Here is a 20,619-nt window from a genome sequence, read left to right on the forward strand (position 1 = left end):
TCGCCGATGAGTACGAACGAGAGCGCGGCGGCACTGGCGTACGCCCAACTGGCCGACGCGTTGCGCCGCGGTGTCTACCCCGAAGGGGCCCGGCTGCCCGGCGAACGCGACCTCGCCGCCCAGGTCGGCGTCAGCCGGATGACGCTGCGCCAGGCCCTCGCCCGCCTCGCCGGGGAGGGGCAGCTCGAACGCTCCGCGCAGCGCGGCTGGTTCGTCGCCCGGCGGATGGTCGGCGAACCACCGAGCGTCCTGCAGAGCTTCACCGAGATGGCCGGCGCTCGCGGCCTGCGTCCGACGTCGCGGGTGCTGAGCTCCGAGTCGCGTCCGGCCACGCCGGAGGAGGCACAGCGGCTCGGGGTGGCCGAGTCGTCGAAGGTGCTGGAGATCCGCCGGCTGCGCGGACTGGACGACGTGCCCGTCTGCCTGGACACCACTGTTCTCGCCGGTGACCGGGCCGGGGCGCTGGCCGACGCGGACCTGACCGACCGTTCGCTGTACGAGGCGCTGCGCACGTTGTGCGGAGTGGTGGTGGCCCGCAGCTCCTACACGGTCCAGGCGCACGCGGTCGAGCCGGTGCCGGCCCGGTTGCTCGACCTGCCGGTGGGCGCGCCCGTGCTGGTCGGCTCCGAAGTCACCTACGACGCCGACGACCTGCCGGTGCTGTGCGGCACCACCCTCTATCGCGGGGACGCCTACCGCTTCCAGGCCGACCTCTACCGCCCGCTGTCTTAGTCGCACACACCCTGACCCCGCGTCGGGTCACCGGCCCGATCTCGGCCGTTCGTGCGACCGGTGCGTCTCACGCCGTGACGTTCTCGGCGCGACCTCGTTGTCCTTGATGCCTGTCGCGTGGTGTGGCCACGTGGCCGGTTGGGGCCACCCGGGCAACCAAACCGGGTGGCTCGCGCGAATCTGCGTTTGGAAGGCCCGGCGAACTACCATCATCTAGCGGAAAGGAGAACAGCACTCATCGGGCAGAACCGTTCCGCAAACGAACTGCATCGTCTGCGCCATGGGGGTGGCATGGGGACAGGCCTGCTGGAAAGCGGTGACGTCGGAGTCGATCGGATAGAGGTGCGCCTGCTCGGGCCACTGAGAGTCCGGCGGCCCGACGGCTCGATCGTCCCAAGTGGCGCGTGGCGTACGGGCAAGACCACCGACCTGCTCCGGCTGCTCGCGCTGAACGCCGGCGAACCGGTTCCGGCCATGACGCTGACCGAGACCCTCTGGCCCTCGGTGGACGAGTCCCGGGCCCGGGCGAGCCTGCGCACCGCCGCGTCCCAGATCCGCAAGGTCGTGGGTGTGGACTGCGTGGGCCGCCGCTCCGGCGGACTGGTGCTCCTGGACGCCTGGGTCGACGCCGTCGCGTTCACCGGTCTGGCCGCGGAGGCCGCCCGGGCATACCGCGAGGGACGGTACGCCGACTGCCTGACCGCCACCCGTGAGGCGGAGGCGCTCTACGTCGACGCCTTCCGCGCGTACGACGTCGACTCGGTGTGGGCGAGCGAGCATCGTGAGCGCCTCGCGGTGACCTACCTGTCGTTGCTCTCCGACGCCGCGGACGCCGCGGTCGCGCTGGGCTGGATGCACGACGCGGTGGAGTTCGCGTCCCGGGTGCTCGCCATCGACAGCTGGTCCGAGCGGGCGTACCGCGCACTGATGTACGGCCATGGCGGCCTCGGGCAGACGGCGCTGGCGCTGCGCACGTTCGAACGATGCCGGGCCGTCCTCGCCGAGGAACTCGGCGCCGACCCCTCGCCCCAGACCCGGGCGGTGCATCTCCATCTGCTCTCGGCCGACCCGGTGACCCACACCGAGTGCCCGTTCGTCGGGCGTACGGCGGAGTCGCGGTGGCTGGGCGGCATCGTGCGGTCCACTGTCGCCAACGGCCTGCCCAGCATCGTGCACCTCGGTGGCGAGCCGGGCGTCGGCCGGTCCGCACTGGTCACGGAGGTGTGCCGGGCGCTCGGAGTGCGGCTGGTCCGCGCGGACGGCGACGGGCCGAACTCCACTCGCGCCGACCTGGTCGACCGGGTCGTCGCGAGCCTCGACCAGCGACCGGACGGCGCCGAGCCGCCCGAACGCCTCGCCGCCGCCATGTCCCGCTCGGCGCCGACCGTCGTCCTCCTCCGCGAGAGCGAGGACGCCCCGTCGGCGTACCGGAACTCCCTGTGCCGGGCCGTGCTCCGGGCCACCGGTCCGGTGGTCGTCGTACTCGTCACCGGCACCGGCAAGGACACCTGCGACCTGCTCTACGTGCACCGGGACGGCACCGAGGCCGACCGGGTGCACCGGCTGGACCTGCCGCCCCTGGACGCGACCGAGCTCACCGAACTCGCCGAGGGCCTGCTCGCCGGTACGCCGACCGAGCCGCTGGTCGCGGAACTGCTGTCGATCAGTGCCGGTCTGCCCGGCCGGGCGATGGCCACGCTGAACACCTGGTCGCGGCGGGGGCGCATCGTTTCCACCCCGGACGGCCTGGCGCTGATGCCCGCGCGTGAGCTCGGCGTAGCCACCCTGCCGGACGTGGAGGATCCGGCCGGCCGGATCGTCGACGGGCACGGGGACGCCGACTCGGGTTCGGCCTCGGGCTCGGGCCTGGGTTCGGCTCCGCAGTCGATCCTGGCCCGGGCGTTCGACCAGCTCGACGCGGAGTCGCTGACGGTTCTGCAGTACGCCGCCCTGCTGGACCGCCCGCTGACCCCGGAACTGCTCGTACCACTGCTTCGACCCGACGGTGGCCCGGACGACGACCCCGGCAGCTCGGCCGGCTCCGCGTACCCGGCCGGCGGACCGGCCGCGGACGCCGCCGCCGAACGCCGACGGGTGCAGGCGCGCCTGGACCGGCTCATCGACCTGGGCCTGCTGGTCCGCGACGCCCGGGGCGCGGCGGCGTTCCGGGACCCGCTGCGACGGTCGGCGGTCCGCTACTGGTTGCGGCCCACCGTCCGCCAGCGCCTGCACGGCCGGATCGCCGCCCAGGCCCCGATCCCGACCGGCGAGCGGGTGCACCACTGGCTACGGGCGGGCGAGCCGCAGCTGGCCTTCCTGGCCGCCGTCGACGCGGCCAACGAGGCCGCGGCCGAGGGGCTCCTCGACCAGGCGCGGGACTTCCTGCTGCGCGCCCGCGCGCTCGGCCCGTCGGACTCCGACGCCCTCGACCGTGCGGACCTGGACGAGCGGATCGCCGACACCGAGGCGAGCATCGGCCGGCGCGAGGAGGCCCGGGAGACCTACGCGAGTGCGTTGCGGATCGCCCGCGCGCACGACCTGCCGGTGGAGAGCCGGATCGTCCGCAAGCTGCGGTCGCTGGACGACCCGCCTGGCCGTGACGCCGGTCCGGCGGGAGGGAGCCGCCTGATCGCCTCCGGCGGCCCGGACGGGCCCGGCCGGACCGTCCAGCACCTTCCGGCGCCGCCACCGGCCGGCGGCAACGGCGAGTTCGGCATCGAGCCCGGCTCACCGCCCACCGCCGAGGCCGAACGTGTCCTGCGGGCGGCCGTCGAGGACGCCGACCAGGCGGGTGCCGCGGACATCGCAGCCCACGCGCGGTTGCTGTTCGCCCGCATCGTGGCGTTCCCCCGGCGCAGCCTCCACCAGGGCCGGCACCTGGCGCGGGAGGCGCTCGCGCTGGCCACCCGTCCCGACCTGCGGGCACAGGCGCTGCTGATCGCCAACCTTCCCGACGTCGTGCTGGGCAGTCCGGCCGTCGTCGAACGACCACTGGCGGAGGCGGCGGAGCTGGCCGCCGGCGAAGGCATCCATCCGTCCCTGCTCGGCCGGATCAACCTGATGCGCTGCCTGGCCGCGCACGACGCCGGCTCCCCTGTGTTCGACACGATGTGGGCCGACTACCTCGCCGCGTACCCACGTCCCGAGGACGACCCGTCGTTCGGGTGGGCGCGGGTCCGGATCCACACCGAGCGCGGCGACCTCGAGGCCGCGCAGGTCGCCGACCGGGTGGACCTGCCGGCGGCGTCCGGGCCGCTGCTGACGCAGTTGCACGCCAGCGCCCGGGCGGACCTGCTGGTCGCGCTCGGCCGGCCCGACGACGCCGCCCGGACCACGCAGTCGCTGCTGGATCAGGCGACCGAGGACGGGTGCATCCTGATGGTGCCCGAAGCTGCCGCCCGGCTGGTGGTGCTGCGGTCACCGGCCGACCTGCGGGCCGCGCACCAGTACTTCGACCTGCTCGACTGGGCGATCGGGTCCGAGGGCGACCTGGCGCGGGAGAGTTGCTGGCGGCTGCTCGCCCGGGCCGCGATCCGCGCCGCGGACAGCCGGCCCGCCGCGGCCGCCGGTGCCAGTGCCCTCGCCGCACACGTCGCGGAGTCGGCCGGACTCGTCCTGCTCGCCGGCCGCGCCCAACTCGACCGGGCGCGGCACCTCGCGGACGCGGGTTCCTGGGTGGACGCCCGGCTCGCGGCGGCGGCCGCCGGGCGCGCGTTCCGTTCGGCCGGGCTGGACCACCTGGCCCGGGCGGCGGACTCGGCCACGTCGTCCGCACCGCGGAGCAACGCCGCCGGCGAACGCCCCGTCGGCTGAACCCGCGACCCCCTGGAAACCCGCGACCCCCTGGACTCCCGCGGCTCCCGGGACATGGCCGACCCGGGAGCACGGCGCGCGCGACTCAGATGTACTGGCGTACCCAACCGGCGTCGGGTTCGGGTGCCCTGGGCGCGACCCGCACCAGGTGCGGCCGGATGATGCCCAGGTTGCGGTCCTGCCACGCCATCCGTACGTACCACAGCACGCCGAGCAGCGGCATCACCAGACTGACGAACAGCATGTAGAACGGGAGGAGCAACAGCACCGGCCCGCGGTGCCTCCAGTGCAGGTACGCCACCAGAGCGGCGTACAGCACCAGCGCCGCCGTCAGCGACGACACCAGCGTCACGCCCTCGGCAACGTCGTCCACCGCGAGCCAGCGCAGCGGCGCCAGCGCGATGGTGACCACACCGCCGTACACCCAGAACCACGGATGCCGGGTCACGAACCGAGCGTTCACCACGAACAGCCGGAACTCCCCACCGGCCCAGGCCAGCCGCTGCCGGAACCACCCCCGCGCTGTTCCGGGCACCGTCGTCGGCACCTCGAACGGGATGTGCGCCACGCGGTAGCCCAGCGCGCGGGCGATCAGGCCCACCTCGACGTCGTTGCCCTGGAAGAACAACGAGTGGCGGCTCATCACGTCGGCGAGGACCTCGGTGCGGGCCACGTGGCACGCGCCCGAGACCAGCCACGACGCGAGGAACCGGAACCGCATCGCCAGCCGGTACTCGTAGTGCTGGAGTCTCGCGAGCAGGGTGTCGGAGTTGAGGGGGACCAGCCGTACCGACGCGAGGTCGGCACCCTGGCGTTCGAGTTCGCCGACCAGGACGTCGAGCGGCCGAACCGTCGTGGTGTCGGCGTCGAGTGGTACGACATACGTCGCGCGTACGAGGTTCAGCGCGTCCCGGATCAGCCGGTCCCGCACGGTGCCGGACGTGGCCCGGCGCCCGCCGGTCCGCGGAGCGGTGAACGACGCGACGAACACCCGGAACCCGTGCCGGCGGGCCAGCGCGTATAGGTCGGAGTAGAAGTCGTCGCTCTCGCCGGAGGGCGTGCACAGCACCACCCGGTCGCCGTGCGCCGCGAGGTAGTCGGCGTTCTCGAGGTACATGATGCTGCCCCAGATCGGGACCAGCACCTCGAAGTCCGAGTTCACCCGGGTGCCGGCGAACGTGTAGACCCGCCCGCGTGCCCGCAGACTCGCCAGCGCGTCCACGGCCACGGCGAGGACCGGCACCGCGACCATCGCGAGGACGACCAGCAGGGCTGTCACAGTTGTCATGACCGGCCCTCAGCTCGCCAGTACGGCGAGGTCGGCGCCCGCCAGCAGTTCGGCCATCGCCCGGCGTACCTCGTCCGGGTGCGCGGTGGCGGCCCGGGCGCACAGCGACCTGATCGCCGGCCAGGACGCGGCACCGTTCTCGGCCACGTCGACCTCCCGGATCCGCGGGTGTGCCGTGGGCCGCTGCGCCTCGGAGGGGTCGAACAGCTCCTCGTGCAACTTCTCGCCAGGACGCAGACCGGTGACCACGATTCGAGGTTCGGGCGCGCCGGACAGGGCGGCGAACCGCTGGATGAGGTCGAGGATGCGCACCGGCTCGCCCATGTCCAGCACGTACGTCTCACCAGCCTGGGCCAGGACGGACGCCTCGATCACCAGCCCGGCGGCCTCCGGGATGGTCATGAAGTAGCGCGACGCCGCCGGGTGGGTGAGGGTGACCGGCCGACCGGTGGCGAGCTGCCAGCTCAGGGTCTCCACGAAGGAGCCGCGGCTGCCGAGCACGTTCCCGAAGCGCACCGAGGCGACCGTGGTGCCGGGGTTGGCCGAGCCGGCCCGGTCGGCCACGACCATCTCCGCCAGCCGCTTGGACATCCCGAGCACCGACGTGGGCCGGGCCGCCTTGTCGGTGGAGATGTTGATGAACCGTTCCACCCCGTGTGCGATCGACGCCTGCAGGACGACCGCGGTCCCGAGGACGTTCGTCCGTACGGCCGCCTCGGGGGAGTTCTCCAGCAGCGGCAGGTGCTTGTGCGCCGCCGCGTGGTAGACGATGCTCGGCCGGGCCCAGGCGAACACGCGGTTCAGCTTCGCCTCGTCCGCGACGTCGGCCAGTACGAAGTGCGAGTCGTCCAGCAGTGCGGTGCCGGACAGTTCCCGCTGCAGCGAGTACAACGCGTACTCGTCGTTGTCGACGAAGAACAGCTCGCCTACTCCCAGTCGCGACAGCTGCCGGACTATCTCGCCGCCGATCGACCCGCCGGCGCCGGTGACGAGGACGCGGCGACCTGCGACAAGGCGCGTGGCCTCCTCGCCGTAGACCGGTTCGGCCGGTCGGCCGAGGATGTGGGCAGGCGAAACTCCCAACATGTGGACGTACTCCTCCTGACGTCGGCCGGCCGAACGGCCGGACACGCGGAGCAGCCTCGCGCCTGGGCGTGACGGTGACGTGAAGTCACCGAGTTGACGGAAGCGCCCTGACGCTCCGTACCTTGTTCACGCTCCGTTGACGCCGGGCCAGCATGCTCATCACCAGCAACTGGGGGGCGGCGCGGCCGAGCTGGGGGGCTCGGCCGAGCCACGTCAGGGGGGAACGGCGCGGCCGGGATCGGGAGGCCCGACCGCGCCACTCATTGGGGGGACAGGGCGACGCCGGTCGGATTTCCGTACGGACTCCGACCGGCGTCGCCCTGTCGAGCGGTACGGGGACGTACCGGCGAGGCGCTGGAGGGGAGCGTCTCGTCGGTACTCCGTTCACCGATCTTCTGCGCCTTCTGCTGGTGTGGCCGGTTCACGTGCTCCTGCGCTCTGCCCGACTGCCCGACTGCCCTACTGCCCTACTGCCCGAACATCACCTCGCGGACATGCCGATCACGCGTGTCGGCGCGACGGCATAGGCTCGGAAACTCCCGCGCCGCGACGACGGCGCGGGAGCAGGGACCACAGTCGTGCGGCAGGGGGGTCATCCAGGCATGGGCGAGATCGGCCACGGCGGCAACACCGGCTACCTGCGGTTTCCGACGATCAGCGGCGACACGGTGGTGTTCTGCGCCGACGACGACCTGTGGAGCGTGCCGGCGACCGGCGGCCGCGCCTTCCGGCTGACCGCGGGCGTCGCCGAGGCAGGCCGTCCTCGGCTGTCACCGGACGGCACCCGGATCGCGTTCGTCGGCCAGGAGGAAGGCCCCGGCGAGGTCTACGTCATGCCCGCCGCCGGCGGCGCGTCCCGGCGCCTCACCTTCGAGGCCGCCCGGGCCAGCATCGCCGGGTGGCTGGACGCCGGCACCATCGTCTACGCCAGCACCACCGGCCGGCCGGTCGACGAATACCGCCTGCGCAGCGTGGGTGCCGACGGCGGCCCGTCCGAGGAGCTTCCCTACGGCCAGGCCCAGTCGATCGCGCTCGGCCCGGCAGGTGGGGTGGTCCTCGGCCGCAACACCGCCGACCCGGCCCGGTGGAAGCGCTACCGCGGCGGCACGGCCGGGCGGCTGTGGACCGACCCCGAGGGCAGCGGCGAGTTCCGCCCGCTGGTCGCGCTGCCCGGCAACCTCGCCAGCCCGTGCTGGGTGGGTGAGCGCGTCTACTTCCTGTCCGACCACGAGGGCATCGGCAACGTCTACTCCTGTACACCGGACGGCGACGACCTGCGCCGCCACTCCGACCACGGCGACTACTACGCCCGCAACCTCTCCTCCGACGGCGCCCGGCTGGTCTACCACCACGCGGGCGACCTCTACCTCCTCGACCCGGCCGAGGAGGAGCCGCGGCAGGTCCCGGTGGAGTTCGGGAGTTCCCGAACCCAACGCAACCGGCAGTTCGTCCACGCCGGTGCGCACCTCGACTCGGCCGCCCTCGGGCCCGACGGCAGCGACCTGGCCGTCACCACCCGGGGCAAGGCGTTCTCGTTCGCCCACTGGGAGGGCGCGGTCCGCCAGCACGGCGAGCCGGACGGCGTTCGCCACCGGCTGCTCACCTGGCTGAACGACCACGCCAGGCTGGTCGCCCTGGCCAGCGACGACCGGCCGGAGGAGCGCCTGGTCGTCCTCACCGCCGACGGCAGCGCCCCGCCCCGGTGGCTGGACGACCTCGACCTCGGCCGCGTCGTGGAGCTGGCCGTGTCACCGCACACGGACCAGGTGGCGGTGACCAACCACCGCAACGAGGTGCTGCTGGTCGACCTCGCCGCCGAGCCCCCTGCCGTACGCCCGATGGACCAGACGCCGCACGGCTCGATCACCGGGATCACCTGGGCGCCAGACGGCCGGTGGCTCGCCTACTCCCGGCCGAGCAGCGCGAAGGTCCGCGCGATCACCCTGTGCCGGGTCGAGAGCGGGGAGACCTGGCCGGCGTCGCGTCCGGTGCTCGCCGACCACTCGCCGAGCTTCGACCCGGAGGGGAAGTACCTCTACTTCCTCGGCCAGCGCGACTTCGTGCCGGTGTTCGACGCGCTGCAGTTCGAGGCGGGCTTCCCGCTCGGCACCCGTCCGTACGCCCTGGCCCTGCGCACGTCGGTCGGATCGCCGTTCGTGCCCGAGCCCCGGCCGGTGGTCAGCGAGGCGGCCGCCACCCAGAAGAAGGCGGAGGAGGAACGCAAGGCCGAGGAGGGCGTCTCCCAGGACCACGTGCCGCCGGTCGAGATAGACGTGGACGGGCTGCCGGACCGCGTCGTCGCGTTCCCTGTGCCCGAGGGTCGTTACGAGCGGGTCGCCGGCATCCGCGGCAAGGTGCTGTACTCCAGTTGGCCGCTGCAGAGCCCGCCCGAAGGCCCCGGCCGGCGTGAGGGCGGCGGCGTCCTCGACGTCTACGACTTCGAGACGCAGAAGTCCGACCGGCTGATCGACGGGCTGTCCGACTTCACCCTCGACCGCGCCGCGCACACGCTGCTCTACCACTCTGGCGACCGGCTGCGGGTGCTGCGCGCGGGGGAGAAGCCACAGGACGAGGGCGACGACCCGCGACGGGCGACCGGGTGGGTCGACCTCGGCCGGGTGAAGGTGTCCGTGCGGCCCGGCGCGGAGTGGCGGCAGATGTTCCGGGAGACCTGGCGCCTGCAACGCGACCACTTCTGGGTGGCCGACATGTCCGGGATCGACTGGGACCGCATCTACGATCGCTACCTTCCGCTGGTCGACCGGGTGAGCACGCGCTCGGAGTTGTCGGACCTGATCTGGGAGCTGCAGGGCGAGCTCGGCACCTCCCACGCGTACGAGATGGGTGGCGCCTACCGGCCCGGTCCGCACTACGCGCAGGGATTCCTCGGCGTCGACTGGGAGCTCGACCCCGACACCGGCCACTACCGGATCGGGCACCTGCTCGGCGGCGACCGCTGGACGGACGACCTCACCTCACCGCTCAACCGGCCAGGTGTCGACGTCGCGGCCGGCGACACCGTGCTCGCCGTCAACGGCCAGCCGATCGGCACCACCGCCGACGGCACCCACCTGCCGCCGGGCGCTCCGCTGGTCAACCAGGCCGGCGAGGAGGTGCAGCTGACCGTCGTACGCGGCGACGACGCACCTCGCACGGTCACCGTGCGGGCCACCGGCTCCGAGCGGCCCGCCCGCTACCGCGACTGGGTGGAGGCCAACCGCGCCTACGTCGCCGAGCGCACCGACGGCCGGGTCGGCTACCTGCACGTCCCCGACATGGGCACCCGCGGGTTCGCGGAGTTCCACCGCGGGTTCCTGGGCGAGTACGACCGGGACGCGTTGCTGGTCGACGTGCGGTTCAACGGCGGCGGCTTCGTCTCCGGGCTGTTGCTGGAGAAGCTCGCCCGGCGCCGGCTGGGCTACGACTTCTCCCGCTGGCTGGAGCCCGAGCCGTACCCCTACGAGTCGCCGCGCGGGCCGCTGGTCGCCCTCACCAACGAGTGGGCCGGGTCCGACGGCGACATCTTCTGCCACGCGTTCAAGATGCTCGGCCTGGGCCCGCTCGTCGGCAAGCGAACGTGGGGCGGTGTCATCGGCATCTCGCCCCGGCACGCCCTCGCCGACGGTACGGTCACCACCCAGCCGGAGCACTCCTTCGCCTTCGACGACGTGGGCTGGCGGGTGGAGAACTACGGCACCGACCCCGACATCGAGGTCGACATCACGCCGCAGGACTACCGCGCCGGGCGCGACCCACAGCTGGACCGGGCGATCGAGGCGGCGCTGGCCGAGCTGGCAGCAAAGCCGCCGCACACGCCCCGCCCGGCCGAACGCCCGCGCCTGGCCGCACCCACCCTCGCCCCTCGCCAACGCTCGTGACCCAGTGACGCTCATGACCCGCGGGCGTCGTGACAGGTCGGTACGGGCATCTCCGATGAGAGCCGGGCGTGTTGAGCCCGGGTCTGCTCAGGAGGGCCGGTGACCGCCGCGCATCTGCCGTACAAGCCGCGCTGGAGCGCCGCCGACCTCGAGGCGATACCGGCGGAGTTCCGCGCGGAGGTGGTGTACGGCGCACTGGTCCTCAACCCGGCACCGACAAAGCGACACCAGTTGGTGATCCGCCCGAACTCGTCGGCGCGGACTACCTCGAGCACGCTCCGGTGACCGACACCTTCAGCACCCGGCAGCCGTGGCCGCTGGAGATCGACATACCAGACCTGGCCCGGGTCGGGCCACGGCGCTGACTCAGCTGCCAGGGCTCGGCGGGCCCGCTGCGTCCTGGGCGGCGGAGCCGACGCCGAGGGCGCGGGCGGCCAACTGGGCGAGGTGGGCGGGTTCGCGCTCGCCCGCCTGGCGTACCTGCGTACGGCAGCTGAACCCGTCCGCGAGCATCACCACGTCGGAGTCCGCTGCCCGCACCGCCGGTAGGAGCTTGCGCTCGGCGCAGTCCATCGACACCTCGTAGTGGCCCTTCTCGAAACCGAAGTTGCCGGCCAGGCCGCAGCATCCGGAATCGAGCACCTCCGCCTCCACGCCGAGCGCGCCGAGTACTTTCCGGTCGGCGACGAAGCCGAGTTCGGCGTGCTGGTGGCAGTGCACCTGGACGAGCGCCCGCTGGCCCGGCCGGCGTACGTCGAGGTCGTCGGTGTGCTCGGCCAGCACCTCGGCGAGTGTGCGCGTCTGCCCCTTGAGCGTCGCCGCGGCCGGTTCGTCGGGCAGGAGGTCGGTCAGTTCGCCGCGGAACAACGCGGTGCAGCTCGGCTCCAGCCCCACCACGGGGACGCCCGCGTCAAGCCAGGGTTGCAGGGTGCGCAGCGTCCGGCGCAACACCCGCTTGGCGGTGCCCAGTTGGCCGGTCGACACCCAGGTGAGTCCGCAGCACACCGGCTTGTCCGGGATCTCCACCCGGTAGCCGAGCGACTCCAGCACCGCCACCGCGTCCATGCCGAGGTCGGGGTCGAACGCGTTGGTGAACGAGTCCGGCCACAGCAGCACCCGCGGCGCGTCCGCCGGCAGCGAGGGCGCCTGACGGGAACGGAAGCGGCGTACGAACGTCGTCGGCGCGAACTCCGGGATGTCGCGTTCGGGAGCGATGCCGCCGAGCCGCTTGGCCAGCGCGGCCAGCGGCCGGACCTTCGTCGCCGCGTTGACCAGCCGGGCGAACGGCGCGGCCAGCCGTAGCCACAGCGGCAGGAAGCCCATCGAGTAGTGCGAGGCCGGCCGCACGCGGCCCTTGTAGTGCTGGCTGAGGAACTCCGCCTTGTAGCTCGCCATGTCCACGTTGACCGGGCAGTCGGTCTTGCAGCCCTTGCAGGACAGGCACAGGTCCAGCGCCTCGCGTACCTCCGCAGAACGCCAGCCGTCCTTGACCACCTCGCCGTTGGCCATCTCGAACAGCAGCCGCGCGCGGCCCCGCGTGGAGTGCTTCTCCTCCCGGGTGGCGCGGTAGCTCGGGCACATCACCCCGCCGTCGGCGGACAGGCACTTGCCCACGCCCATGCAGCGCCGGGTCGCCCCGAAGAACCCGTCCTCGTCGTGGGAGAACGCCAGCGTCGTGTCCGCTCGGATCGTGGGCGGCGCGACGAACACCCGCAGGTCCTCGTCCAGCTTCGCCGGCGAAACGATTCGCTTCGGGTTCATCAGGCCGGCCGGGTCCCAGGCGGAACGGAAGTCCTCGAACGCGCCGAGGATCGCCGGCGGATACATCCGGTCGAGGAGTTCGGCCCGGGCCTGCCCGTCGCCGTGCTCGCCTGACAACGAGCCGCCGTGCGAGGTCACCAGGTCGGCCGCGTCCTCCATGAACCGCCGGAACCCGGCCACGCCGTCCTTGGTGAGCAGGTCGAAGTCGATCCGGACGTGGATGCAGCCGTCGCCGAAGTGGCCGTAGTAGATGCCCTGCCGCCCGTGCTCGGCGAGCAGCGCGTCGAAGCCGCGCAGGTAGCCGCCGAGCCGCTGCGGCGGCACCGCCGCGTCCTCCCAGCCGGGGTACGCCTCGCTGCCGTCGGGCAGCCGGGTGGTGCTGCCGGCGCCGTCCTCGCGTACCCGCCACAGCGCCTTCATCCGGCCGCGGTCGCTGACCACCACGCTGGTCGCGCCGTGGCCGGCCATCACCCGGGCCACCTCCCGGCCGCGGGCCTCGGCCTCGGCGACCGACTCACCACCCGTCTCGACGTAAAGCCAGGCACCGCCGTCCGGCAGCGCCTCCAGCGCCGGGTTGGAGGGGTTGCGAGCACGCACGATGGCGACGATCTTCGAGTCGACGCTCTCGATGGTGAGCGGGTGCAGATCGAGCAGCGGTACGACGTTGTCGGCGGCCACGAACTGGTCCGGGAACCCCAGCACGGTCAGCGCCCGCACCGGCGGCGACTCGACCAGTTGCACCTCCGCCTCGAGCAGCGTCGCGCAGGTGCCCTCGGTGCCGACCAGCGCCCGGGCGAGGTGGAAGCCCTGCTCGGGCAGGAGCTGGTCGAGGTTGTAGCCGGAGACACGGCGGGTCAGGTCGGGGAACTCCGTGCGCACCAGGTCGCCGTAGGTGTCGCGGACCGCGCGCAGGTCGCGATAGAGCTGTCCTGTCCGGCCGGGGTCCGCGCACAGGCGGGCGAGCTCGTCCTCGCTGGTGGGACCGGCGGTGAGCCGAGTGCCGTCGGCGAGTACGACGTCGAGCTCGGCCACGTTGTCGACCGTCTTGCCCCAGGCCACCGAGTGCGAGCCGCAGGCGTTGTTGCCGATCATGCCGCCGAGCGTGCAGCGGTTGTGGGTGGACGGGTCGGGTCCGAACGTCAGACCGTACGGCGCGGCCGCCTTGCGCAGGTCGTCCAGCACCACGCCGGGCTGCACCCGGGCCCGTCGCCGGTCCGGGTCGACGGACACGATCGCGTCGAGGTGCCGGCTGAAGTCCATCACCACCGCGGTGTTGACCGCCTGTCCGGCGATGCTGGTGCCGGCGCCGCGCGGAAGCAGCGGTACGCCCAGCCGGTGGCACACGTCGACGGTGGCGAGTACGTCGTCCACGTCGACCGGCTGCACGACCCCGACCGGCAGGTGGCGGTAGTTGGAGGCGTCGGCGGAGAACATCGCACGGGACCCGGCGTCGAACCGGACCGCGCCGCGCACGGCCTTCGCGAGTTCACGGCGTACCGACTCGGCCAGGTCGGCGCCGGTGCCGCCGGCACCCGCCGACCTCGGCCGCCGTGCCGCGCTGTTCTGGGTCTGGGCGGAACTCTGCACGGTCCGAGCCTTCCACGCGGTGCTCGGTCGGTCACGACGAGGGGGTGCCGCCGGATTGGGTGCTGCCGTCGCGTGGTGCCGGTTCTGTGCCGGTTCTGTGCCGGTTCGGGTGGTGGCCCGGGTGGTGGTTTCGGTGTCGGCTGCCGGCGAGCCCCTGTGATGCACTTGTCCGGTGACCTTGCTGCTCGGCCGCTCCGACCTGGAACGACTGCTCGACGTGCCCGCGTGTCTGGACGCGCTGCGGCAGGGGTTCGGTGCGGAGGGGTCTGGCGCGGTGGAGTCCGGTGGGCAGGACGTCTCCCCGCGCAGGGTGCGGACGGACCTGCCCGGGCCGGGTACGGCGACCGCGCTGTTGCCGGGCCTGGTGCCGGGCGTTCCGGCGTACACCGTGAAGGTCAACGCGAAGTTCCCCGGTGCGCGGCCGGCGCTGCGCGGCCTGGTGTGCCTGCACGACCTCGCCTCCGGTGACCTGCTGGCCGTCTTGGACTCAGCGACCGTCACCGCGTGGCGAACCGGCCTGGCGGCCGCGCTCGGGACGCACCTGCTGGCCCGGCCGGAGGCCGACCGGGTGGGCGTGGTCGGCGCCGGTGCGCAGGCCGACCTCGTGGTCCGCGGGCTGTCCGCTCTGCGAACGGTGCGCGGGCTGGTCGTGCACGACGTGGATCCGGAGCGGGCCCGCGCTCTCGGCGAGGCACACGCTCACGGGGCAACCTCGGACGGTGGGGCGGTGGAGGTCGCGGTCGCGGCCGACGCGGCCGAGGTGGCCCGGCGGTGCGGGATCGTCGTGCTCGCCACCTGGGCCCGGTCGCCGCTGCTGTCGCGTACGGACGTGGCACCCGGCACGCACCTCACCTCCCTCGGAGCCGACGAGCCGGGCAAGGCGGAGTTGACGGCGGACCTGCTCCGGCTCGCCCGGGTGTTCGTCGACGACGTCGACCTGGCGGTAGCCGCCGGCGCTCTGGGCAACGTCGGGCTCGGTCACGACCAGGCTGCCGGGACCCTTGGCGAGCTGCTGACCGGACGCGTTGCCGGTCGGTCGGCGCCGGGGGAGGTCACCGTGTACGCGCCGGTCGGCCTGCCCTGGCAGGACCTCGCGCTGAGCTGGCTCGCCTACGACGCGGCGCGCGCCACAGGGCTCGGCACGTCGTACGACTGGCTGGCCTGAGCGAACCCGCGAACCGTCAGGAGCGCCCGGATCTGGCGTCCTCCCAGCTCGTGCTGGTGGCGAAGTAGGTGTCGTAGAGCTCCTGGACCTCCAGCAGGCTCTCCGGCGGCACCTTTCCGTAGGCGATGCGTTCGAGGTGGCGGAAGTAGTCGAACCGCTCGACGCCCGGGGTGATGACGATGAGGATGTCGGCGTCCTCACCCGGCGCCGCGGCGAAGGCGTGCGCGAGACCGGGCGGCACTACGACCAGGTCGCCCCGCTCGGCGGTGACGACCTGGTCGCCGGACAGTAGTTGGGCCGTACCGTCCAGCAGGTAGAACAGCTCGGCCGAGTTGGCATGGTGGTGCGGCTTCGCACCGTCCGCCCCGTTGGCCAGGCTGACTCGCTGGGTCGACAACGCGCCACCGGTGGAACTGCTGTCCGCGAGCAGCCGGATCGTGGTCGGGGCGCGGCCGACCACCTCGGCGTCCGCGGAGCGCACGATCACGGAACTGTCGAAGCTCGGTGCGATCAGCGACATGCGATCGGTCCTTTCAAGGAGTTTCCAGGGAGTCGATCAAGGAGTACGGAAAGCCTTGCGGGGTTGAGGGTCGCGGCACTCAGACCGCGAACAGGAGCGCGGCGCTGACGAGTAGGACCACGGCCGTGGCGAAGTGGATGCCGAACGCGGTCGCTCGGCTTCCGCCGTGACGGAGAACGATCAGAGTGTCCCCGATCGGCACGATGGCGACCACCAGCATGAACCACGCCTCGGCCTGCGCGCCCACCAACGCGAGCAGCGCGAGGCCGAGAATGCCGAAGGTCCCGTCGCGCAGCCCTTTGATGGTGAGGTACGCCGGATCGCCGTCCTGCTTGGCCGGGACGCCGTAGCCGGCCGCCGCCGCGCGAGGCACCAGGAGGAATCGCGCGCCGATGAAGACGACGAACAGGTTGAGAACGATGGCGAGCCCGTAGGCGAGATAGGTGAGCACGAGAGACTCCGTTGCTAGCGCTGCTAGATTCGAGAGTGAAGCTAGCATGCCGACGACAGATTGGCTAGCGGTGCTAGCCTGCGCGGTATGCCGATCCAGAAGCGCCGGGAACGCGAGCGGGCCGAGCGGGAACGCCTGATCGTCACGGCCGCACGTGAGCTGGCCGAGTCGGAGGGCTGGGACGCGGTGACCACTCGGCGGCTCGCCGACGAGATCGAGTACAGCCAGCCCGTTCTCTACAGCCACTTCAAAGGCAAGAACGCCATCATGGCGGCGGTTGCGGTGGAAGGCTTCGCCGAGCTCGCGGCCGAGCTCCACACCGCGCGTACTTCGGCGTCGGGTCCTCGGGACGCCCTCGCCGACGTCGGGGCCGCGTACGCCGCTTTCGCCGAACGCCGGCCGGCACTGTACGACGCGATGTTCACGCTCGCCGTCGACCTGCCGTTCGCCAGTCCGGAGGCGCCGGCTCCGCTGCACCAGGGTTTCGCCGAACTCCGTGAGACGTTGCGGCCGCTCGCGGGTGAGGAGAGTCCGGAGGTCCTGGCCGAGACCTTCTGGAGCGCACTGCACGGGCTGGTCACCCTGATGCGCAACGGCCGGCTCCGCCCCGCGGATCACGACATGCGGATGGCCGCCCTGATCAGCCGGTTCTCCGGGTAGGACCGGCGCTAGTCATGCTGTGCCGGCCTGCCGCCGAAGCGCCAGGGATGCACCTCGGTGTGGCCATCGCCTCGTGCGGGGAGCGTGGCCGCCGCGGCTTCGGGGTTCGGTGCCTCCGCGGCGGCCGCCCGACCGAGCCGGGTGTGTCCGTCGAGGGTCAGCAGGCCGCCGTACACGATCAACTGTGGTGAGGTGAGCGGCCCGGCGTCGGCGCCGTCCATGGCGATCAGGAGGTACCGGCCGTAGCCCTCGACGGCCTCGGTGAAGTCCCACATGGTGCGCCGGAGAACGTTGTCGAAGCGGCACAGCAGTACCGACTCGAACGCGCCCGCGCGGAAGTACGGCTCCTCGTAGGCGAACTCGCGGGCCGCTTGTACGTCCGGGAGGTCCACGATGTGCAGGCTGCCCGTGGACTCGGCCTCCTCGCCGTGGTGGGTCAGCGTGGGGCCGCGGGCGATCAGCCGATCGGCGTACTGGTCCATGAAGTCCCAGTGCTCGTTGCTCAGACGTATTTTGAGCGGGAACGCGCCCGGGCGATCGCGACCATAGACGAAGTACTCCACGTCCGTCAGCCTAGATCGCCGTGCTGCGCTTTATGGCCGGAGAACTCGCCGCTGGGGGTCGGTCCATTCCGGGGGTACGTATTCGGGGTGGCCGTGGGTGCCCATCCGCACCAGCCAGCCTTTGTGGTGGACGGTGACGTGGTGGAAGCGACACAGCAGCACCCCGTTCGCCAGGTCCGTCGGACCGCCGTGGTCCCAGGCGGTCATGTGATGGGTGACGCAACGCGGCTCCGGAATCTGGCAGCCGGGGAAGTGGCAGTGGCTCCCGTCGCGTATGGCCAGCGCACGCCGCTGGTGCTCTTTGAAGAACCGGTCGGAACGGCCCAGGTCGAGGACCTGCCCGTCCCCGCCCAGCACGACCGGGATCAAATCCGCCTCGCACGCCAACCGGCGCACCGTCGCGGCGGAGATCGGCTTGCCGTCGGTACCGAGGTAGCGGGCCGACCCGCCGCCTCCACACGTGGGGCAGCCGTCGTGGGGGTCGATAGGGTTCGGGGCAGCTTCCGACCCCGCCGCACCCTGTTCGGGTTCGGCGTCACCTCCCGGCCCGGTGTCCACGCCCGGGTCGGAGTCAACTCCCCGCCCGGTTCCCGGTTCGGCGTCGTCGCCCAGAACCGGTCCGGTTGTCGGGTCCGTTCCGGTACTGGGTTCCGGTTCGGGGTCGGTGTTCGGTTGTGGGTGCTGCCGTTGCCCTGGTGCTCGCGGTGGGGGTATCCCGTCCGCGAGGGAGCCGGTGCCAGGTGATCGCCGTTTCTCCTTACCGGCTTGGCCTTCGTTCTGGCCTTCTGCCTCCTCCGGCTTCGGCTCCCCGGCCTGGCCGGTCTTGGTGCCCTTGGCGTTTTTGGTGGTGGCGTATTTGGGGTCTGTGCAGGGGCAGGTGCAGGGTCTGGGCCGGATGATGGTTGCGGTGTCGTCGATGAAGCCCGCACCGGTGCCCTTCAGCATCGCTTCCAGCGGGATGGTGACCGCGACCTGGGGTGGTCTGCCGCCGCGGACGGGTGCGGTCGCGGCGGCGGCGAGTAGGCCGAGGGCTTCGGCGAACGCGTCACCGCGGCGTTGGTCGATGGGCCGCCGGTCCGGCTCGGCTCCTTTGATGGGTTCGGCGAGGGGTTCGATGATCTTGCGGAGCAGTTCCATCTCCCACGCCGGCAGCGTGATGTGCACCGACTCCGACTGCGGGATGCCGTTCGGCACGTAGCGAAGGGACCGCTTCTGCTCGGCCTTGCGGTCCTTCCGTTCCAGTTCCTCCCGCATCCGCCGGTCGTACTCTTCCGGCGCGATCCGCTCCAGCAGTTTCTCGCCCAGCACCCGTAGCTCGTCGGGGTTGGCGAACCTGGCTTTGGCGATCAGGAACTCCTCGGCCTGGTGACGTTCGTCCAGGCCCACATACTCGGGGAGCTTCTTGATCGCGTCGACGATGACCTGCGCCTGCCGCACCGACACCACACCGGCCGCCAGCGCCTCCCCGGTCAACCGCACCTCCTTGTCCAAGTCACGGGCGAGACCGACGGCCGCGGAGGACTCGTGCTGACTCATCCGCTGAGCCGTCCGCAGATAGACCGTCGCGTTCGGCGCACCGGTCAACCTGCCGACGTCACACGCCTCGGCCTGACGCACCACCTGCAGCTGGGCCGCGTGCAGCCGGGCGATCTCCCGCCCCAGCACCTCCAGCACCGGGCCGGCCTGCTCGGCCGTCAACGACAACACCGACGTCGACAACACCGAGTCGTTGCCGGCGGTGACCAGACCCAGAGCACCCTGCAGCGGATGCGGCGGTGCGCCGCCTCCGCTGCCGAGAGACTCCTGGGTGGTCGAAGACATGAGCGAATACTATCGGCCACCACCGACAAGCAGCCCGTTGTCCACAGCCGGGATTCCCCTTGTTGAGAAGGGATTTCTGCGCCGACTACGCCAGCACCCGGAGCAGGTCCACTAGGCGGTTCGCCTCTGCCCGAGCGAGACGCCACACTTTCCAGATCCCTGAGCTTTGCTACACCAGGCGCTGCGATGAGAGCTGTTCCGTACGGTCGAGGTTCTCGCGGAATCCCATCGCGTCTCCGACCGACCTGCACTCCAGCGCGACGTGCACACAGCACGCGAACGTCCAGCCCGCGATGCGTCGCGCATCAAGATCCAGACGATCGGCAAAGAAGGCGACCTGCTCCCGCGCGTCACGCAGGTCACGCCGCGGTCCTCGCGACAGATCGTGCCCAACGTCGAACGCGCGATCACCCAGCACCGGATACGGATCGATCGCCAACCATCCACGCTCCGAGAGCACCACGTTCCCCGGCCCAAGATCGCCGTGTAGCAACACCGTGTCCGTACAAGATGAGGTCAGGGACGTGAACAGCTCGTCCGCCTGCTCGACGACGCCTCGATCCACCGGCCGCTCGAACCGATCGAACCAGTCCCACATCGTCTCGCGGGAGCGCTCCACCAACATCGCGAGTGGCTCGAACTCGTCCTCTGCAGGAGGTTCGACTGCGTGTAACTCGGCGAGTACTGACGCAACGACTTCGTTCCCGGTCGCGACGTCGAGGTCATCACCGTTCGTGCCGGGCACGCACCGCTCGAGCAGCAAGACCTGACTCGCCTCGTCGGAGTCGAATAGTCGCACCGCTCCGCGACCAGCCCAGTGTTGCAGGCCCTTTGCCGCCCAGGGATTGCGATGACCCGGGCACTCCACCTTCAACGCCGCGTCGCCGCCGTCCGCTCGACGTACGGGAGCAACCCACCCGACGTTGCCGCCCGGCTCGAACGGGGCGCCCACATGCAGCTGCCAGGCAGAGGCCGCGTCAGCGACTAGACTCGGCAGTCGCGCCAGCCAGTTGCGTCCGACATCGCCGAACGCCGAGACGACGGTGTGCGCCAACCGATCCGGAATTCGAAGCGCAGTCGTCATGCATCAGCCCCTTGGTCTGCCTAACTCGTACTTGAACAGACGGACTTCCCCGTAGGCGATCTTAGGGGAAGGAGTGTCTACCACCGTCCAGGCGACATGATGGGCGTCACGCCGCGTTTCGCTCGGTCGGTCGCCTCAGCCCCGGAAGTCGTTGTCCTGCAAGGCTCGTGGGCTCGTGAACGCGCGCGTCCTGCGGATCATGGCCGGCTC

The 20,619-nt window shown here is 71.8% G+C and carries 14 protein-coding genes; 6 read left to right on the forward strand and 8 right to left on the reverse strand.

Going from position 1 to position 20,619, the window contains the following annotated elements; genetic code table 11:
• The first annotated feature begins 6 nt into the window (after positions 1 to 6).
• Positions 7 to 732 carry a GntR family transcriptional regulator gene (locus F4554_RS00935; RefSeq protein WP_179785595.1) on the forward strand — a complete coding sequence of 242 codons (726 nt, stop codon included), beginning with the start codon at positions 7 to 9 and terminating at the stop codon, positions 730 to 732.
• 291 nt (positions 733 to 1,023) lie between these two features.
• The gene (locus tag F4554_RS32825) at positions 1,024 to 4,545 is read left to right on the forward strand and encodes an ATP-binding protein (RefSeq protein ID WP_179785596.1); all 3,522 of its coding nucleotides are present in this window, start codon (positions 1,024 to 1,026) and stop codon (positions 4,543 to 4,545) included.
• An 85-nt stretch (positions 4,546 to 4,630) separates the two neighbouring features.
• Here the strand turns inward: F4554_RS32825 and F4554_RS00945 are convergent, their stop codons facing one another.
• Entirely contained in the window at positions 4,631 to 5,833 is a 1,203-nt protein-coding gene (locus F4554_RS00945; protein WP_179785597.1) for a glycosyltransferase family 2 protein, read from the reverse strand.
• Between the two features lie 9 nt (positions 5,834 to 5,842).
• Positions 5,843 to 6,964: a polysaccharide biosynthesis protein gene (locus F4554_RS00950; protein WP_202889089.1), complete on the reverse strand. Its 1,122-nt coding sequence runs from the start codon at positions 6,962 to 6,964 to the stop codon at positions 5,843 to 5,845.
• Between the two features lie 557 nt (positions 6,965 to 7,521).
• Here F4554_RS00950 and F4554_RS00955 point away from each other — a divergent pair.
• Positions 7,522 to 10,797 (forward strand): S41 family peptidase, encoded by a 3,276-nt coding sequence (locus F4554_RS00955; RefSeq protein ID WP_179785598.1) that lies wholly within the window; start codon positions 7,522 to 7,524, stop codon positions 10,795 to 10,797.
• A 99-nt stretch (positions 10,798 to 10,896) separates the two neighbouring features.
• The gene (locus F4554_RS00960; protein WP_179785599.1) at positions 10,897 to 11,082 is read left to right on the forward strand and encodes a hypothetical protein; all 186 of its coding nucleotides are present in this window, start codon (positions 10,897 to 10,899) and stop codon (positions 11,080 to 11,082) included.
• Positions 11,083 to 11,163: 81 nt separating this feature from the next.
• Here F4554_RS00960 and F4554_RS00965 read toward each other — a convergent pair whose 3' ends face one another.
• A complete protein-coding gene (locus tag F4554_RS00965) occupies positions 11,164 to 14,145 on the reverse strand; it encodes an FAD-linked oxidase C-terminal domain-containing protein (protein ID WP_179785600.1) in 2,982 nt (993 codons plus the stop codon).
• A 172-nt stretch (positions 14,146 to 14,317) separates the two neighbouring features.
• Here F4554_RS00965 and F4554_RS00970 point away from each other — a divergent pair, with 172 nt between their 5' ends.
• A complete protein-coding gene (locus F4554_RS00970; protein ID WP_179785601.1) occupies positions 14,318 to 15,310 on the forward strand; it encodes an ornithine cyclodeaminase family protein in 993 nt (330 codons plus the stop codon).
• A 16-nt stretch (positions 15,311 to 15,326) separates the two neighbouring features.
• Here the strand turns inward: F4554_RS00970 and F4554_RS00975 are convergent, their stop codons facing one another.
• Together F4554_RS00975 and F4554_RS00980 are read right to left on the reverse strand one after the other, a co-directional pair.
• Positions 15,327 to 15,830, reverse strand: a complete 504-nt coding sequence (locus F4554_RS00975; protein WP_179785602.1) for a cupin domain-containing protein — start codon at positions 15,828 to 15,830, stop codon at positions 15,327 to 15,329.
• 79 nt (positions 15,831 to 15,909) lie between these two features.
• The gene (locus F4554_RS00980; protein WP_179785603.1) at positions 15,910 to 16,281 is read right to left on the reverse strand and encodes a DUF4267 domain-containing protein; all 372 of its coding nucleotides are present in this window, start codon (positions 16,279 to 16,281) and stop codon (positions 15,910 to 15,912) included.
• 87 nt (positions 16,282 to 16,368) lie between these two features.
• On the opposite strand from F4554_RS00980, the gene F4554_RS00985 reads away from it, so the two are divergent.
• On the forward strand, positions 16,369 to 16,941 hold the full coding sequence (locus tag F4554_RS00985) for a TetR/AcrR family transcriptional regulator (protein ID WP_179785604.1): 573 nt from the start codon (positions 16,369 to 16,371) through the stop codon (positions 16,939 to 16,941).
• 8 nt (positions 16,942 to 16,949) lie between these two features.
• Here the strand turns inward: F4554_RS00985 and F4554_RS00990 are convergent, their stop codons facing one another.
• The 3 genes from F4554_RS00990 to F4554_RS01000 all read right to left on the reverse strand — a co-directional run bounded on the left by F4554_RS00990 (position 16,950) and on the right by F4554_RS01000 (position 20,409).
• Entirely contained in the window at positions 16,950 to 17,504 is a 555-nt protein-coding gene (locus F4554_RS00990) for a YciI family protein (RefSeq protein ID WP_179785605.1), read from the reverse strand.
• A 30-nt stretch (positions 17,505 to 17,534) separates the two neighbouring features.
• A complete protein-coding gene (locus F4554_RS00995) occupies positions 17,535 to 19,325 on the reverse strand; it encodes an HNH endonuclease signature motif containing protein (RefSeq protein ID WP_179785606.1) in 1,791 nt (596 codons plus the stop codon).
• Positions 19,326 to 19,494: 169 nt separating this feature from the next.
• On the reverse strand, positions 19,495 to 20,409 hold the full coding sequence (locus F4554_RS01000; protein ID WP_179785607.1) for an aminoglycoside phosphotransferase family protein: 915 nt from the start codon (positions 20,407 to 20,409) through the stop codon (positions 19,495 to 19,497).
• Positions 20,410 to 20,619: the final 210 nt, after the last annotated feature.

Source organism: Actinopolymorpha rutila (assembly GCF_013407855.1).
GTDB classification, from domain to species: Bacteria; Actinomycetota; Actinomycetes; order Propionibacteriales; family Actinopolymorphaceae; genus Actinopolymorpha; species Actinopolymorpha rutila.

Coding starts and splice junctions, on each gene's coding strand:
- F4554_RS00985 (WP_179785604.1), top strand. CDS start 16,369: ATGCCGATCCAGAAGCGCCGGGAACGCGAGCGGGCCGAGCGGGAACGC.
- F4554_RS01000 (WP_179785607.1), bottom strand. CDS start 20,409: ATGACGACTGCGCTTCGAATTCCGGATCGGTTGGCGCACACCGTCGTC.
- F4554_RS32825 (WP_179785596.1), top strand. CDS start 1,024: ATGGGGACAGGCCTGCTGGAAAGCGGTGACGTCGGAGTCGATCGGATA.
- F4554_RS00975 (WP_179785602.1), bottom strand. CDS start 15,830: ATGTCGCTGATCGCACCGAGCTTCGACAGTTCCGTGATCGTGCGCTCC.
- F4554_RS00945 (WP_179785597.1), bottom strand. CDS start 5,833: ATGACAACTGTGACAGCCCTGCTGGTCGTCCTCGCGATGGTCGCGGTG.
- F4554_RS00935 (WP_179785595.1), top strand. CDS start 7: ATGAGTACGAACGAGAGCGCGGCGGCACTGGCGTACGCCCAACTGGCC.
- F4554_RS00995 (WP_179785606.1), bottom strand. CDS start 19,325: ATGTCTTCGACCACCCAGGAGTCTCTCGGCAGCGGAGGCGGCGCACCG.
- F4554_RS00955 (WP_179785598.1), top strand. CDS start 7,522: ATGGGCGAGATCGGCCACGGCGGCAACACCGGCTACCTGCGGTTTCCG.